The sequence below is a fragment of the Tunturiibacter lichenicola genome, assembly GCF_051013355.1.
In the GTDB taxonomy this organism is placed as follows: domain Bacteria; phylum Acidobacteriota; class Terriglobia; order Terriglobales; family Acidobacteriaceae; genus Edaphobacter; species Edaphobacter lichenicola_F.
In genome coordinates this window covers 5,398,568-5,414,563 of record NZ_CP132944.1, presented here as the reverse complement: position 1 = coordinate 5,414,563, position 15,996 = coordinate 5,398,568, and the positions used below count along the sequence as shown (strand labels likewise).

Annotated in this window: 12 protein-coding genes; 4 read left to right on the top strand and 8 right to left on the bottom strand. The window is 56.5% G+C overall.

The window, feature by feature from the left end; translation table 11 throughout:
- Nucleotides 1-29 precede the first annotated feature (29 nt).
- Nucleotides 30-1,112 (top strand): acyltransferase, encoded by a 1,083-nt coding sequence (locus RBB82_RS22645; protein WP_433972991.1) that lies wholly within the window; start codon nucleotides 30-32, stop codon nucleotides 1,110-1,112.
- Nucleotides 1,113-1,142: 30 nt separating this feature from the next.
- Here RBB82_RS22645 and RBB82_RS22640 read toward each other — a convergent pair whose 3' ends face one another.
- Complete coding sequence (locus tag RBB82_RS22640; RefSeq protein ID WP_433972990.1) at nucleotides 1,143-2,921, bottom strand: ABC transporter permease; 1,779 nt, start codon at nucleotides 2,919-2,921, stop codon at nucleotides 1,143-1,145.
- A complete protein-coding gene (locus RBB82_RS22635) occupies nucleotides 2,918-4,270 on the bottom strand; it encodes an ABC transporter ATP-binding protein (RefSeq protein WP_433972989.1) in 1,353 nt (450 codons plus the stop codon). Before RBB82_RS22635 ends, RBB82_RS22640 begins: the two co-directional genes overlap by 4 nt.
- A gap of 166 nt (nucleotides 4,271-4,436) precedes the next feature.
- On the opposite strand from RBB82_RS22635, the gene RBB82_RS22630 reads away from it, so the two are divergent.
- A complete protein-coding gene (locus RBB82_RS22630; protein WP_433972988.1) occupies nucleotides 4,437-4,820 on the top strand; it encodes a response regulator in 384 nt (127 codons plus the stop codon).
- Between the two features lie 79 nt (nucleotides 4,821-4,899).
- On the opposite strand, the gene RBB82_RS22625 is transcribed toward RBB82_RS22630, so the two are convergent.
- The 5 genes from RBB82_RS22625 to RBB82_RS22605 form a co-directional block, all read right to left on the bottom strand.
- On the bottom strand, nucleotides 4,900-5,511 hold the full coding sequence (locus RBB82_RS22625; protein ID WP_433972987.1) for a putative colanic acid biosynthesis acetyltransferase: 612 nt from the start codon (nucleotides 5,509-5,511) through the stop codon (nucleotides 4,900-4,902).
- Between the two features lie 12 nt (nucleotides 5,512-5,523).
- Nucleotides 5,524-6,699, bottom strand: a complete 1,176-nt coding sequence (locus RBB82_RS22620; RefSeq protein WP_433972986.1) for a glycosyltransferase — start codon at nucleotides 6,697-6,699, stop codon at nucleotides 5,524-5,526.
- Nucleotides 6,700-6,771: 72 nt separating this feature from the next.
- Nucleotides 6,772-8,004, bottom strand: coding sequence for a glycosyltransferase family 4 protein (locus tag RBB82_RS22615; RefSeq protein WP_433972985.1), 1,233 nt, complete (start codon nucleotides 8,002-8,004; stop codon nucleotides 6,772-6,774).
- A gap of 78 nt (nucleotides 8,005-8,082) precedes the next feature.
- Entirely contained in the window at nucleotides 8,083-9,171 is a 1,089-nt protein-coding gene (locus tag RBB82_RS22610) for a polysaccharide biosynthesis/export family protein (protein WP_433972984.1), read from the bottom strand.
- Nucleotides 9,168-11,420, bottom strand: coding sequence for a GumC family protein (locus tag RBB82_RS22605; RefSeq protein ID WP_433972983.1), 2,253 nt, complete (start codon nucleotides 11,418-11,420; stop codon nucleotides 9,168-9,170). Before RBB82_RS22605 ends, RBB82_RS22610 begins: the two co-directional genes overlap by 4 nt.
- Nucleotides 11,421-11,566: 146 nt before the next feature.
- Between RBB82_RS22605 and RBB82_RS22600 the strand changes: the two genes are divergently transcribed.
- Entirely contained in the window at nucleotides 11,567-12,985 is a 1,419-nt protein-coding gene (locus RBB82_RS22600; protein WP_433972982.1) for a UDP-glucose dehydrogenase family protein, read from the top strand.
- A gap of 113 nt (nucleotides 12,986-13,098) precedes the next feature.
- Nucleotides 13,099-14,043, top strand: coding sequence for a UDP-glucuronic acid decarboxylase family protein (locus RBB82_RS22595; RefSeq protein ID WP_433972981.1), 945 nt, complete (start codon nucleotides 13,099-13,101; stop codon nucleotides 14,041-14,043).
- A 10-nt stretch (nucleotides 14,044-14,053) separates the two neighbouring features.
- Here RBB82_RS22595 and RBB82_RS22590 read toward each other — a convergent pair whose 3' ends face one another.
- Complete coding sequence (locus tag RBB82_RS22590; RefSeq protein ID WP_433972980.1) at nucleotides 14,054-15,946, bottom strand: capsule assembly Wzi family protein; 1,893 nt, start codon at nucleotides 15,944-15,946, stop codon at nucleotides 14,054-14,056.
- Nucleotides 15,947-15,996 lie beyond the last annotated feature (50 nt).

The following is a 15,996-nucleotide window of genomic DNA, read 5'->3' as shown; positions in this document are numbered from 1 at the left end:
GCAAGGGACCTCTCTGGTAGTTTTACATCGTGACTATCTCAGCTTCTCCTGCACATACTCGGCATCGCGGCTTCGATCTCCTACGCGTGATCGCCATTTACATGGTCATGCAGATCCACACTGGTGAGTTCGAATACATATCAGCAACCGGAACTGTCCTGCACACGGCAGGATCGTGGGCGGTGGGATGGACGAACTCGCTGCTGCGCGTGTGTGTGCCGCTCTTTGTCATGATCACGGGATTTTTTCTTTTTCCGATTGGCGATGAGCGCAAATTCTTCCGGAAGCGATTTACCCGCGTGTTGATTCCGTTTGTGATCTGGTGTGCGGTCTACGCGTTCTATTACTACGCGCAGGGAGCGACGACTCTTCGGACCGCTCTGCTCAACATCGCGAAGATTCCCGTCAACTACGGGACTGAGGTCGGTCATCTTTGGTTTGTATACATGCTGATGGCGATCTACCTTATCGCGCCTGTGTTCTCGCCGTGGATCGTTTCGGCAAGCAGGAAGAGCATGGAACTCTTCCTTGTGCTGTGGGGCGTGACCTTGATGTTGCCTTTCATTCATCTCTTCTTTGCGGCGGTGTGGGGTGAGTGCTATTGGAACTCGACGCCGACCCTCTACTACTTCTCGGGCTTCATGGGCTATGCGGTATTAGCCGCTTATATCAAGCGGTTCTGGATGGCGCCTTCTGCGCGTATTGATTGGCTCGCAATCTGCATGGTTGTTGCGGGTTATGTTTTTACCGCTGCAGGATTTATCTATCAGCTACGTTATGAGCAAGTGGTGAAAAATCTCGAGCTGACGTGGAACTTTACGACGCTGAACGTTGCGATCATGACCGCGGGACTATTCCTGCTCTTTCGAAATATTCATGCGAATAACAGCAATAGTGTCGTATGGCGCTTGATCGACGATCTTTCGCGCATGAGCTATGGAATGTACCTGGCACACATCATTGTGCTCAATGCGGTTCATTCCCACATAGCACCTATGATTGGGAATGCGTTTCTACGCATACCAGCGATAGCAATCACCACCTTCGTGATTACTTATCTTGGGGTTAAGTTGCTCTCGCTGTTGCCAGGGAGCAAGTACCTCGTCGGCTAAAGTCTTCACGAGCATCTGGTCTGGCCTGTTTCAGCCGCCGAGTTTGTAGCGGGTCTCGGCGAGGCGGAAGAGGGGACGCCAGACGAGGCGGTTGGTGGTGACGACCATGAGGGCCATGACGATGGTGGCGAGCAGGAGGATGGGGAATTGGCCGCCGCCAGTGGCTTCGCTGATGATGGCGCCGAGACCGGTGGTCTGGAGGATCTGGCCTTTGATGGGGAAGTACTCTGCGATGATGCTGGCGTTCCACGCTCCGCCTGAGGCTGTGACGAGGCCGGTGATGAGGAAGGGAAAGATGCCGGGGAGGATGACGGTCTTCCAGCGTTGGATGGTGCTGAAGCGGAAGAGCGTCGCCACTTCTTTGAGGTCGGAGGGGATGGCGATGGCTCCGGCGATGACGTTGAACAGGATGTACCACTGCGTGCCAAGGAGCATGAGGGCGATGGAGCCAACGCCCATGCCGCCGCCGATCCTGACCAGCGCGAGGAGGAGGACGGGGAAGAGCGCAGTGGCGGGGACCGATGCGGCGATCTGGGCGAGGGGTTGCGCGATGCGGGCGAGGCGTGGGTTCGAGCCGATAGCGACGCCGACGGGGATCGTCCAGAGAGACGCGAGTAGAAGGGCGAGGTTGACGCGGAGGAAGGTGGCGAGTGCGCCCTTGAGGATGTGGAGGTACTCCGATGCATGCAGAGGATGAAGGAGCGCTATGGCCTGGAACGAGGCGTACGCTACGGCAACGGTAACGATGGCGAGGACAACGATGCGAACGCCAATGACACGCAGACGGGATGGAGGTTTGACGGTCGCGAGCTGTTGGAGCTTTTCCAGGCGGCGCTTTGCGAGGCGAGGGTAGAGGCCCTCGGTGAGCGGAGTGATGGTGTGACGAGTGAGGCTGGCGAGGGCGCTCGATTGAGTGATGAGATGGAGGATGGGCGAGGTGATGCGCTTGCTGCTTTCGACTTGTTCGAACTTGAACTTGTCGCTCCAGGCGATGAGGGGACGCCAGACGAGCTGGTCGGTGGCGACGATGATGAGGATCATCGTGATGAGTCCCCATGTGATGGCGGCGCCATTGCCTGCGTCGGCTGCGGTCTGAAGGTAGGAGCCGAGGCCGGGGAGGCGGAAGTCACGCGAGCCGAGGTGGAACATCTCGCAGGCCATGAGGAAGAACCAGGCGCCGGCGACGGACATGATGGAGTTCCAGATGAGGCCGATGGCGGCGTAGGGCAGCTCGAGTTGGAAGAGGCGTTGGAAGCGCGAGAAAGAGTAGATGCTGGTTGCTTCCATCAGCTCTTTCGGGATGCTCTTGAGCGAGGAGTAGAAGCTGAAGGCCATGTTCCAGACCGAGCCAGTGAAGATGAGGACGATCGCTCCCATCTCGACGCCGAGCTGGCGCGTGGGGAAGAGCGCGATCATGGCGAGCATGACGGGCGGAAGGAAGCTGAGGACCGGGATTGATTGCAGAATGTCGAGGACCGCAATCATGAACTTTTCTGCGCTGCGGTTGTAGGCCGCGATGTAGCCGTAGGTGATTGCGAAGAGCAGGCTGAGGAGATAGGCAAGGCCGATGCGCACGATGGAGTAGAAGGCGTAGTGCGGGAGGGCGCGGGGGCTGAGCGAGACGACGATCTCAGGCTCGGGGCGGCCTGCCCAGAACATGGCGATGTGGATGACGGCGTAAAAGCAGGCGAGGCCGATGGCCGCGATGCAGAGATCGAGGAAGAAGGGCCAGCCGCGTTCGAGGACCTGAGTTCGGGCGAGGGTCTCCCGCGGTTGCAACCGGCTCAAGCGGTCGGGGAGATGGATCATGCGTCGATCTCCGCGGCGGTGCCCGCGTTCGCGTCGTGATGGAGCTTCTCGGATTGGATGAAGCGTCGCCGGGATGCATCGTAGTCGAAGAGCTCGGCATAGCGACCCCAGCCGATTGCGGTCTCAAGCTGTCGCAGTGTCTCGTCTTCGCTGAACTGCTCGTCGAGCATGTCGTGAAAGAAGTCCTCGGGGACGCTGCGGTCGCTTTTTGATTCGATAGCGCGGACGATCTGACGGAGCAGCAGAACGTTTTCAACAGCCGCGTTTCGGAACAGCTCCTTTTGTCGCAGGATCTCCGAGTTGGCGTACTCCGCGCCACTGGCCGTGATGGCTGCGTCGCCCTCTGTCACGGTCAAAAAGCCAAGTAACTGGGCTGCGTCGACAATTGGGAGAAGGTCGTCAATCTGGAAGGAAAGATCGTCCGCGAGGCGGTAGATGTCGTCCTTGCCGTTGTGGTCCAGCACGAGCTCCAGCAAGCCTGCGATTCCGCCGGGGCGCGCGTGAGGCAGCATCTGGTAGTGCATCTGACGCTGGTCGCGCACGGGCTTGCCGGTGGCTGTCTGGGGGAGCGCTGGCGGCTGTGCGTCGGGCTGCGTCAACACCTTGTAGATGTAGTCCACGAGCTGCGTGAATGCGGTTGTCTTGCGGTCTCTCGGATGTTCGAGGGAAACTTTGAAATCGGTCCGCACATGGCCTGGATTGCGGCCGAGCACGATGATGCGGTCGGCGAGGAGAACGGCCTCTTCGATGTTGTGCGTGACGATGAAGATTGCGCGTGTCGGGATGGTGTTGTTCTGCCAGAGCTCGAGTAGTTCGCTGCGGAGGTTCTCCGCCGTGAGCACGTCGAGTGCGGAAAATGGCTCGTCCATGAAGAGGACTTCGGGCTCTACGACGAGTGCCCGGGCGAAGCCGACGCGCTGCCGCATGCCGCCGGAGAGCTCCTTCGGATAGGCGGCCTGAAAGCCGTCCAGACCTACCGTGTCGAGGATTTTTTTGCTGCGTTTGAGCCGCTCGACCGGCTCCATGCCTCGGGCTTTCAGGGGTGCTTCGACGTTTTCCAAAACCGTCAGCCACGGGAAGAGCGCGAAGCTTTGAAACACAATTGAAACATTCACCTCGGCGGTGGCGATGGGTTTTTCGTGCCAGTAGACTTCACCCGCGGAAGGGGTCGACAAACCTGTCAACATGCGGAGCAGCGTGGACTTGCCGGAGCCCGATGGCCCAAGCAATGCGACGATCTCTCCCCTTACAATGGAGAGGTCGGTCGGCGAGATGACCTGAATGCGATTCTCGCTCGGTTGCGCATAATATTTCTCGACACGTTCGGCGCGTATGATGGCTGGCTGCATAGGAAAATTTGTAGTACAGTAGGCGTTCCCTTTGAATTGTGGTGGTTGTCCGACAACCATCTCTGCGCTCAGCGTATCATTTACGGTGTAGACGGATCATAAAGACCGGCTCCGGACGCTAATAAAAACTGAAGATTGAAACCTTCTACTTTTGGGGATACTCAGCATGGCAGATCCAACATCGACCGCAATACCCAAGCCCAAAGTGCTGGTCGCAGACGACGAGCAGGTGATTGCGAATACTCTAGCAATTATTCTTAACCAGGCAGGCTTTGAGGCACGTGCCGTGTTCAGCGGAGAGAAGGCCATCGAACTACTTGAGAGCTTCCAGCCGGATATGCTGATCAGCGACGTGATTATGACCGGGATGACCGGGATCGAAGCTGCGATCATCACCCGAAGCAAGCTGCCGAAGTGTAAGATTCTTCTCTTTTCCGGGCAGGCAGCTACTGCCGATCTGCTCGAAAAGGCCCGTTCGCAGGGGCACGAGTTTGAGATTCTCGCGAAGCCGGTGCACCCCACAGACCTTCTGGCAAAGCTGCGCGGCTAATCTACCTCCGCAGTCAACGAATGGACGCAAAAGAGCAGGACTAACGGGAGTTCTGTCCTGCTTTTTGTTTTTTGCTTTGCTATTGTCTGTCCGAGGAGCCGACGGGGAACTGTTTTCTGTCCTTCACTTTGACAGCGGGCACACCTGCGTACACGGTCCAAGCTTCGAGGGTTCGTGTAGCAACCGATCCAAGCCCCAGAACTGCACCCTCACCAACGTTGACGCCGGGCGCTACGGAAGCCCGCGCACACACCCATGCATAGGGGCCGATAGTCATCGCATAGGCGATCAACGGGAATGCAGGATCGTCATAGTCATGGGTTGCCCCGCACAGGTATGCCTCCTGCGAGAGAATTGCGTGCGAACCCAACGTGATTGGAGCAGGGTTGTAGATCTCGACGCCGTCCCCTGCAGTGACCTGGTCGGCACAGACCAGATTCCATGGCGCCCATACCTTTGATTTGGGATAGAAGTGGCAGTTCGGCCCCATCTGTGCTCCAAACAGGCGCAAAAGAAAGGACCGCCATGCATGTAACGGTCTCGGTGACGTTCTATAGAAGATCGCCCAGCAGATATTCCAGTTGAGCCGTCGCAGCCGGTCGCGAAAGGAGAATGCAGGTCGAAGGTAAGGGTCCGCAGCCGTCGCCGCAGAGATATGTTCCGCCGCGTTGTAGTGGATCTGCTTTGGCATTGGCGCTTTTCCCTATTCCGACTCAATTGCGGCGGGGGTGAGAATCGTGGCGGTTCCAAACAACCGGATGATTGCCTTCGCATTCTCTCGCATGTCGTATCGGCGGTGGAAGCACTGGTAGGCAAGTTCGGCCATGCGCTGTCTCTCTGCTATGGTCATCCCGATCCATCCCTGCAGCAGACGGAGCGTCCCATCTGGAGTGTCTAACTCCATGAGCCCGGCGCCGTCTTCCGAGATCTCCTCAGCGATATTTACCTTGTCGGCGAGCAGCACCGGCTTGCCGCAGGCGAGGGCCTCGGCAACTGCAATGCCGAAGTTTTCCTGGTGCGATGGCAGGATGAACGCCTCCGACGCGAAGAATGCTCCCCATTTTGCGTCGCCTGTTACCATACCCGGCCAGTAGACTCGATCCTCTATTCCGGCGCTCGCGGCCGTGGACTTCAACTTCGCGCTCCAGTTTTGAGAGTCAGGGCCAGCCATGACGAGATAGAGATCTGGATCAGTGGCGGCAACCTTGGCGAAGGCATCGATGAGAAGATCGCAACCTTTCTTGCGATGGATGCGCCCGAGAAAGAGCAGGAACCGTTTACCTTTTGCCTGGGGACATTTTGCGAAGAAAGCCCGCATCTGAACCTCGGGGTCGCCCGTCGGTCCACTGGCGCCGTAGGGCACGACGTAGGCGTTCCAACGATGTATCCAGAAGCTCTGCTCGGCCAGCCGTTTTTCGGCCTTCGAGGTAAAGAGGACACGATAGGCGCCACGCAGAATCCAGTACTCGAACGGAACCCAGTAGAGCCACTTTTTGATGTGTTTCAACGGGAAGGCGTGTTTGAAGTATGGATCCAGCATGCCGTGGGTGAAGACGACATAGGGCGTATTGCCGGCCAGAGTTCGCCAGGCGGCATATCCGCAGTACTGCCAAAGACCGTTTACCACGACACCGTCAAAGCGGTGTCGATTATTTTTCAGCCAGGGAAGCAGCTTCGAGTTGAATCCGTAAGTGGTGTTCGTGGGGCCGAGAGCATGCACGGGAAAAGCAAAGTCTTTGAGGTATGGCGCGTCCGGATCGTCGAGCGTAACGACCTCGCCGGTGTAGCCGATTGGGCCATAGCTCAGCAGAACGCGGACGGACTCCGTCGGGCCGCCAGCCTCCGGGTTCAGGGTTCCAATGATGTGCAGAATTCGCATCAGCCTACGATCACCGCCATTAAGCATAGCAGCCGGATTTGCTCTTGAGGCGAGAACATACTACGCGTGTGATCAAGCAAGGAGGCCCCGCGTCGTCGCCGCAATCGCTTGCCGAAGGCCACGTATATCTTCCTCGTAGCTCCACGTCTGAATTCTCTCCAGTCCACGCTGTCCCATGGCGCTTGCCGTCGCGGGCGATGTGATTGTTCTACGCAAAGCCTCGGTGAGTGCTGCGACATCGCCTGCGGGAAAGACGCATCCTTCAACGCCATCGGCGATCAGGTCGGGCTGGCATCCGACTTGGTCGGAGACGATCACTGCACGCCCGGAGTTCATCACCTCATTCACGATCAGGCCCCACTGCTCGTCGAGCGAAGGCAAGACAAAGACTGTTGCAATATCGAAGAACCTCGGCAGCTCTGATTGATTGCGAAAGCCGCAGAATCGGACTCCGTTTGAGCCACTTTGTTTCACACGCTGCTCCATGTTGGAGCGTTCTTCTCCGTCGCCGACAATTACCAGATAGGGGTGAAGCGCATCTGCTTCGCCTGAGGACAGATTGAGATAGGCGTCGAGGAGATCCTGACAACGCTTGCGCGTTTGTAGCTTCGAGGCGAAGAGAATTACTGGGCGGGATGGATTCAGATCCAGTTCGCGTTGAAGAGTCTCGCGGCCGGCCACGGCCTGTTGGCTGCGGCTCTGAAAGTAGTGATTGTCGACTGCGTACGGCATCAGAAATTGGGGAAGATCGTCGCCGAGATAAAGGCGCCAGTAGGCTGCATTCAGCGTTCCGATGGGAAGCACGCCATCAATCAAACCTTTCAGAGCTCTGAAGAAGATGCGTTTTGCGCTGCGCTTGATGATGTTCTGCTTTTGGTTGGTAGACCGGGATTCGGCGCGGACGAGAACTGGAATACCGAGCGCGTTTGCCGCCAGGATCGCGTGCAGAGCGTTCACCGTTGAGTACCCGTGCACCCACAGCACGTCGAACGGGCGCTCCGTTGCTGTTCCGCGAAGAGCTCTGAAGATGCCGTAGTTCAAGGGCGTAGTCACGGTCTGCGTGCCGTTGTCACGGAGTACTGGAAGGAATTTATGGCGATATCCATCGAGGAGGGGCACGTCCCACTTCACGTCAACGCCGAAGCCTTTGTCCTGGTAACCACGAACTGAGAAATCGGAGCCGAAGAAGACTGTCAGATCGATATCAGGCTCTTGGGCGATTCGCCGCAGCAGGGGAGCCTGGTATTGAATGGGATGGCTTACCAGATACGCCAGCCTGACCTTCTTTTTCAAGCGATTGCCCATTTCCCAGAGAAGTATTCTCTGTCTTATCGTAGCTGCCGCGAACCCGGACGATTGCGTTCGTGGTCATAGTTCCCACAACTAGTGGTTTTGGATGGCCAGGACCAAAATCGACGCGATGCCCAACAGTGTGGAGATTCCGCCCGAACTGATTGCAGCCTTCATCGGATTCGTCGGCAGGAAGACGATGTCTTCTGCCTGCAATACGGGGTCGGGATCCTGGCCGCGGATGACCCTTTTGAGGTCGACGCGTACCACCTGCCGAGTGAGTCCGGTAGTGCGAATAATCCGAAGATCGCCCGAACTTCCTTCAAAGAGGTTTCCACCGGCTAGCGCAGTTACCTTCATCAAGGTGATCGGTGAGTTTTGTTGCAGCGGGATTGCTCCCTGTGTCTTGAACGCTCCGAGCATGTAAACCACGCCGACTCGCGGGACGACGATTGTGTCGCGCGGGAAGATTGGTATGTCTGCCATCGCACTCTTGGCTGGATCCGTTCCGAGATCGACAACGATGGGTTGTGGGGCACCGTAACGGTTGATGGTAATGATGTGGCTTGCGGTAGAGGGAAGGCCGCCGCCTCCGACCACGATCGTTGTGACCCCGATGCCTCCGCTGCTGCCTCCGCCGACTGCTGCAAGGACGTCATACAGGCGTCTTTCGCCGAGGATCGGAACGACTCCATGAAGCTCACCAATGACGGTGCAGACTTGATTTGGCGACTCCATGATCTGAATCGACACTTGAGGATCGCGGAACATCTCCGCTGCCTTGAGCTTGTCCGCGATTAGATCCTGGGCCTGATTGAGCGTCAGTCCCTGCACCTGAACGTTTCCAATCAGCGGCAGTTGGATCACGCCATCGAGACCGACGCGGACGGTTGGAGCATAGTCTGCGTTGGCGAAGAGGTGAACCGAGATGAGATCTCCGTCGCCTAAGTAGATGTCTCGCTTTGACGGAAACAGGATGGCCGGGTCTGTCGTGATTGTGAGTGGTGGATTGACCTGTGTGTCGATCCCGAGTGCCGGGCCGCTGAACTGCGCCTTGGCAACACGGCAGGCTGTGGCTGATAGAAGAACAATCGCTAAAGCAATCCACACTTTGCTGCCGAGAAGACGCTGCACAGCTCGCAGTGCCAGATCGATCCGGAGATGTTTTTTTCTCTGCTTCATCGTTCTGTCTCCCCGGACTCGTTCTTATCGGCTGCGACGGGCGTCTTCTCCCAGCTATCAGAGTCAACGCTTGCATAGGAGTAGCCCGAATACCCGTAGTATCCGTAGTACTCCGGCGAGTTAAGATCGACCGCGTTCAGAACGATGCCGGTGATGGCCGCACCAGAGCGCAGCAGCAGATCGCGAGCCCTGCGCACGACATGTTTACTTGATTTGCCGTGACGCACCACGAGCACCACAGCGTCTGCCTGGCGTGCCAGGATGACACCGTCGGTGACGGAGAGGATTGGTGGGGAGTCGATGACAATGTAGTTGTAGATCTCTCCGCAGCGCTTCAGGATGGCGTCCATCGCGGCTGAACTCAACATCTCTGTCGGGAAGGGTGGAACCGGGCCGCTGGGGAGAATGTCTAGGTTCGGAATCTCAGGGACGCGTTGAACGGTGTCCTCCAACGTGGTCGCTCCGGTGAGCACAGTTGTGAGACCGATCTTGCCGTTTAAGCCAAATCGGTGGTGAACGTTCGGTCGGCGAAGGTCTCCGTCGATCAGCAGGACACGTGTGTCTCGCTGTGCGAGGATCGCGGCTAGATTGCTTGCCGCTGTCGTCTTGCCTTCAGACGGCGTGGCACTGGTTAGAACAATGTACTTGGGTGGATGCGTGGTGTTGGATAGCAGCAGCGAGGTTCGCAGGGAACGGAAGGCTTCAGCAAACTGAGACTTCGGCTGTGTCAATATACCGATATTTCGTTGGGCGGTGGTCAGGCTTGCTGCCTGATCGACAGAAGAGCGGCGTGCCCGCGGAATGATGGCCAGTGACGGAAGCTCGGTGATGCTCTCGATCTCCGCGATGCTGCGTAGTCCGGTGTCCAGGCTCTCCAAAAGGAAGGCCACAACGATGCCCGCCAGCAGACTGAAGACAAGTGCAGTAAGAATGACTGTCGACTGCGGGCGCAAAACCGGCTTTGCCGGCGGCAACGCCTGATCTACAACGTCGATCTCCAGCGATTCCAGGCCCGACTGTACGCTCGCAGTCCGGAGACGCTGCTGGAGACTGTCGTACAAGGTGCGATTTGCCTCAAACTCACGCTCACGCAGCGTGTACTCCACGAGCTGATCTCGAAGTTTGTATGCATCTGACTTCTGCGCCTCGAGAGCGGCAGTGGTTTGATCTTCGTTCGCACGCGCGATGACGTAGTTTTCTTTTGCCTGCACGATCAGGCGATTCTGCTCCTGATCAATCTCTTTGGTGTACTCATCGATCTGAGCCTTCAGAGCCTTCGATTGAGGATGATTTGGTCCGAGTGATGACTCCAACGTTGCATAGTTCGCTTTGGAAGCAGCAAGCTGTGAGCGTAGTCCACTGAGCTCTCCGGTGGCAGTCCCCGGGGTTGTCTCGATCGAACCTTCGATCGTATTCGGGTCCATTCCGTTGATGACGCGGTATCGTGCTTCGGCTATGATTCGCGCCAGCTTGGCCGCGCCCGCTGCTTTCGCGAGGTCATCCAGTGAAGCACTGATCTGATTGTGCGTGGGATCAAAACCCAGAATGCCCAGCCGACGTTGCAGGTCCATCATCTGTTCCTGCGATGTCTCCACCTGTTGCTTCAAGTCCTGAAGCGTGCCGGAGAGCCAGACGGAGACCTGTTGCGAGGAGGCGAACCGAGTCTGATAGCTGCGCTGAATATATTCCGAGATAACTTTATTGACGATGTCTGCAGATAGCTTTGGGTTCAGGCTGCTGTAACTGATGCGGATGATATCTGTCTTATTGACCAGGGTGACATGCAGATTACTTTGAAGGCGATGAACCGTGATCTGTCTGGTCTCGCCATCGTCCAACGTGGTGTGGGGAAGAGGTCCCTTCTCCTCGACAAAGTCAGGGTTGTTGGACAGATCGAGATCGCGACACACCTTCAACATCAGGGAATCGCTCTTTAGAATCTCGATCTCGGTTAGCATCTTAGAGTTGTAGTCGCCGCCCGCACCCTGGATGGGGTTGACTCTGTATTCGTTGGATGATCCGGACCTTACCTGAATCCGGCCATAGGCTTCGTAGAGTTTGGGTTGGGATTCTGCCGTATAGATTCCATAGACAAGCCCAAGCAGCACGGCAATGATCAAGACCAACTTACGTTTCCGCAGCACAATCAGCGCTTCGGACAATGTCGTATCTGTAACGGTCGTGCTGAACCCTGCCTGGTTCGACTCCGGAACACCCACAAGAGGCGGCTGCGTATTTTGAGAACCCATTGCCCCTAGTCTACCCGAGTGCGCGATCAGGAAGAAAGATTAGATGACACGAAAGGGGTATGGAGTCAAGAAGTACACATGATTCTATAAGCTATCGGTTATTGTCCAAACTTCGGCTATTCTGAACTTGGAGGGTGCAGGAAAATATGACTGAAGACGTTAAGATTGCTGTTGTTGGATCTGGTTACGTGGGTCTTGTAGCTGCTGTTTGTTTTGCAGAGATGGGCCACGATGTCATTTGTGTGGATAATGATGAGCGTAAAGTTGCCGCCCTACAGGGAGGTGACTCTCTTATTCACGAAAACTTCCTTCCTGAGCTGTTGGGGAAATACCGTAACACTAAAGTTCGTTTTATGACTGATCTCGCCGAGGCCACTCGCGAGTGCGAAGCCATCTTTATCGCTGTTGGCACCCCCCAAAGTGAGGCAGGCGATGCAGATCTGTCGTACGTCGAAGCGGTTGCCTGCGAGATTGCCCGTTCGCTCACCAGCTATAAGGTCATCGTCGAAAAAAGTACAGTGCCTGTTTACACCAATGAGTGGGTTACCCGCTCGATGGAGCGCAACGGCGTGGCCCGGCACCTGTTCGATGTGGTCTCTAATCCCGAATTTCTACGTGAGGGAACTGCGGTCTGCGACTTCCTTCACCCTGACCGTATCGTGGTCGGCGCCGACAGCGACCGCGCGGCAGAGGTTCTCCAGAGGATCTATCGTCCTCTGACCAGCGGCGACTACTACACTCGCGCCAACGCGATCGACGGTATCTGCAATGAGTCCGAACCGCCGGAGCTTCTCATGACCTCGACCAAGAGTGCGGAGATCATCAAACATGCCTCCAACGCCTTTCTTGCGTTGAAGATCTCATTCATCAACGCGGTCTCGAATCTCTGCGAAGCGACCAACGCGAACGTGGAGCAGGTTGCCCGCGGGATGGGCCTCGACACCCGCATTGGCCCGCGGTTTCTTCGTCCCGGTATCGGGTACGGTGGTTCCTGCTTTCCGAAGGACGTAGCGGCCTTTCGTTCTGTCGCAGAGCAACTCGGTATTGACTTCAATCTGCTCACCGAGGTCGAAAAGATAAACAGCCAGCAGAAGAAGCGATTCCTCAACAAAGTGCGCTCTGCCCTGTGGACTCTTCGCGGCAAGCGAATCGGCGTTCTCGGCCTGGCGTTCAAGGGTGAGACCGACGATATCCGCGAATCACCCGCGATCGAAGTTGTGGAGATGCTTCTGGCAGAGGGCTGCTCGGTTACTGCATACGATCCTGCTGCGATGAAACGGACCGAGGAGGTTCTTCCTGCCGGTCCAAATCTTCGCTATGTGAGTGATGCCTACGCCGCGGCAGAAGACGCTGACGCTCTTCTCATCCTGACGGATTGGGCTGAGTTTGCCTCGCTCGATCTTGGCCAACTCAACAAGACTCTTCGGTATCCAATTATTATCGATGGTCGCAATATGTATGATCCACCCACGATGGTAAAGCACGGGTTTACCTATCTCAGTATCGGCCGACCTGCAGCGTATCCGGTAAGAGATTTATCGCCTGCATTATCCGCTCATAGCTAACACGTGCTTCGATAACGATTTCGTGGTTCACATCCACGTGCCACCTTGTCTTTCTGTCACATTGAGGACTACCGCCGAGGACAGGTACTACAGCTTACGAAAGGTAATCTGGAATGTCTCGAATGATTCTTGTCACAGGAGCCGCAGGTTTTCTTGGTTCGCATCTATGCGACTCATTGCTTGCTGAAGGAAACTCCGTCATCGGTGTCGACAACCTGAGCACTGGCAACCTCGCCAATCTGAGCCACCTCAAGAACGAGAGCCGCTTTAGCCTTCGTGAGTTGGACATCTGTCAGCCGTTCGATGTCGGCAAAGTGGATTTCGTCTTCAACTTCGCATCGCCTGCAAGCCCAGTCGACTACACCCGTCTGGGGGTCGAGACGCTGCTGGTGGGGTCGGCAGGCACCATCAACACTCTGGATGTCGCACGCAAATATGGAGCCGGATACCTCCATGCCTCCACCTCCGAGTGCTACGGTGATCCCGAAGTTCATCCACAGGTAGAGTCTTATTGGGGAAACGTCAATCCGATTGGTCCACGTTCGGTGTACGACGAAGCCAAGCGGTTCTCCGAAGCCACAGTGATGGCCTATCACCGCTATTACGGCGTGGACACTCATCTCGTCCGCATCTTTAATACGTATGGTCCCCGGCTTCAGGCCAACGACGGCCGCGTCATCTCCAATCTTATGGTGCAGGCGCTGCGGGGTGAACCACTGACGATCTATGGCGACGGTTCACAGACGCGTAGCTTTTGCTACGTCTCCGACCTCATCGAGGGCATTGTGCTCTTATCCCGTTCGCAGGAACATTTACCTGTGAACATTGGCAATCCCGTTGAGTGGACCATACTGGAATGCGCTCGCGAGATACTCGCCGTAACCGGCTCCAAGTCCGAGATCATTCTCAAGCCTCTGCCACAGGACGACCCGACGCGACGCCGTCCCGACATTACCAAGGCGAGGACTCTTCTTGGCTGGGAGCCGAAGGTCAAGCTACGGCAGGGCCTGGAAGATTCCCTCGAATACTTCAGGAGCTGTATCGCTTCGCTGGTTTAGTCAGCCTCGGCTAACGCTGCTCCGGATACGTTCGCAACTTTGGATACCACGTTAGCTGCACGGCGAAGGCATTGTTGTTCTGCAGCCCCGATTTGTAGATCGGTGCTTTCCAGCCCTCGTACTGATACCAGGCGTTCAATTCAACCTCTTTGCCTAGTCGTTTTACCGCGTTCAGCTTGAATTGATTCTGCGTCGTTCCACCCGGGATGAAATTGAATGGCGTCTTCTTGTTGAGATATTCGAGCTGAACCCACTCGTTGCCTGACAGGTGATAGGTCAAAAAGGCTTGCCCGCCTTTTGCTTCGCGGCCAATCCAGTCGCCCATGATGATGCCGTTGTTGGTGTACCCCTGGATCTGGATGATCTCCCAGTAGGCGAACTGTCCCCTTACAGCTGGCCCGACGGCTGGATCCGTCGACACTGCCTCTACCCTGAGATCGAACTTATTCAGTTTTGGAATCTGGGAGAGATAAAGTCCCGTTCGGTAGGAAGCTCGTCGAGGCGCGCTGATCGGCGTCACATCATCATGCGAGATCGAATCTACATAAAAGGACATGTACTTACGCATCAACGGTAGGCGATACGAAAGGCTGAAGTCGCTGAACCTGGCGCCGGGATCGTTGCGGGAGTTCTTTTCGTCTCCTGCTGTGTCATTGGTATCGAAGAAGCTGTGAAGAAAAGTGTGCAACGTAATTGGAGCGTGGCCCGCCCCACCCCAGATAACCGTTCGCTGGAAGGTGAACTCCAGGTTCTCTGTCGGACGAAACGAGAACATTGTTGAGTGGACCCACGGAGCCCGGGGAACCATGTGGCCCTTCAAGCTTCCTACGAAGAAGTCGTAGCGCACAGGGCCGAGCAACTTGGAGAGAAATTTAATATTGAGAGGCTCGACGCGGTCGATTTGAAACGAGTATGTGTTCTCGGCGTTGTTGCTCCATGCCATCGCGCTACCGGCAGCGGGGCCAAACCAATGATCGCTCTTGCCGCCGGAGATTTCGTGGCCGAGCAGGTGCACGGAGGCGTATGCCTCTACCAGGCGGAACGGGTTCTGCTCGAGGATCGGATCCAAGGGAGTCGTCTTTACCGGCCCGGTGTAGAAGTTTACGTCGATGAAGCGCAGTTCGTCCGACAGCTCTTGAGAGTATCCGGAACCCGACGGAGCGTGCTGATACTCTCCACGGACGTACAGCGAAAACGGTCCCCATTCATTGACCGTTGAAGCTCCTACAATGCTGTTGAAACCGGTCTGGTACGGTCGCCCATAGTCATTGTTGATGGTTTGCCCCAGGTGGTAGCTATCCACAAGAACTGGACCGCCGATTCCCAACACCCGTGTGTAGGAGGAGTCCAGACCGTAGACTAAACCGCGCGGCACATTGCCGTCGGGGACCTCCGTGCTCAGAAACGTCAGTAGCTTCGCAAGTATGTCTACTGCCTGCTCATTGTCGCTGCTGAGAATCTCATCCTGCGACTTCAGCAACATATGCAGAGTGCTACGACGCGTGTACGGCCGCATACTCAGATACATCGTGTCGACGAATCCCATCCCGTAGAGGCGATTGAGCGCCTGATAGACCCAGCTATCCATAGGGATGTAGGCCGAGCCCAGGCGATCAGGTGGCGGTTTCAAATCCGGCGAGTAGGCATCGTAGGCTGTGTATGGTGCCTGGGGCGTAGGTTGCGCAGGCGGCACGACCGGTTTGCCCGCGGTCTCCGGTGTCGGAGACGTTGGAATGGATGGTGGCTGCTCCGGTGTCGGAGGGGGAACTGAAGGTATCGTCTGTTGGGGAGTCGGTACAGGTACGGATTCGGGTGCCGGCGTCGGTTGTGTCTGCGCAGAGAGTGTGGAGACTACAACCAATAGAGCCGGGGCCGCGAAAAAAAGGGAGGTTCTGATCCGCACTTATGCCTCAAACTTTCCTCAAGAGTACCGTCACCAGTGTAACCGCCGCA

Excerpts from the sequence above, each read along its gene's own strand:
- RBB82_RS22640 (WP_433972990.1), bottom strand. The coding sequence starts at position 2,921 with ATGATCCATCTCCCCGACCGCTTGAGCCGGTTGCAACCGCGGGAGACC.
- RBB82_RS22635 (WP_433972989.1), bottom strand. The coding sequence starts at position 4,270 with ATGCAGCCAGCCATCATACGCGCCGAACGTGTCGAGAAATATTATGCG.
- RBB82_RS22630 (WP_433972988.1), top strand. The coding sequence starts at position 4,437 with ATGGCAGATCCAACATCGACCGCAATACCCAAGCCCAAAGTGCTGGTC.
- RBB82_RS22625 (WP_433972987.1), bottom strand. The coding sequence starts at position 5,511 with ATGCCAAAGCAGATCCACTACAACGCGGCGGAACATATCTCTGCGGCG.
- RBB82_RS22620 (WP_433972986.1), bottom strand. The coding sequence starts at position 6,699 with ATGCGAATTCTGCACATCATTGGAACCCTGAACCCGGAGGCTGGCGGC.
- RBB82_RS22615 (WP_433972985.1), bottom strand. The coding sequence starts at position 8,004 with ATGGGCAATCGCTTGAAAAAGAAGGTCAGGCTGGCGTATCTGGTAAGC.
- RBB82_RS22610 (WP_433972984.1), bottom strand. The coding sequence starts at position 9,171 with ATGAAGCAGAGAAAAAAACATCTCCGGATCGATCTGGCACTGCGAGCT.
- RBB82_RS22605 (WP_433972983.1), bottom strand. The coding sequence starts at position 11,420 with ATGGGTTCTCAAAATACGCAGCCGCCTCTTGTGGGTGTTCCGGAGTCG.
- RBB82_RS22600 (WP_433972982.1), top strand. The coding sequence starts at position 11,567 with ATGACTGAAGACGTTAAGATTGCTGTTGTTGGATCTGGTTACGTGGGT.
- RBB82_RS22595 (WP_433972981.1), top strand. The coding sequence starts at position 13,099 with ATGTCTCGAATGATTCTTGTCACAGGAGCCGCAGGTTTTCTTGGTTCG.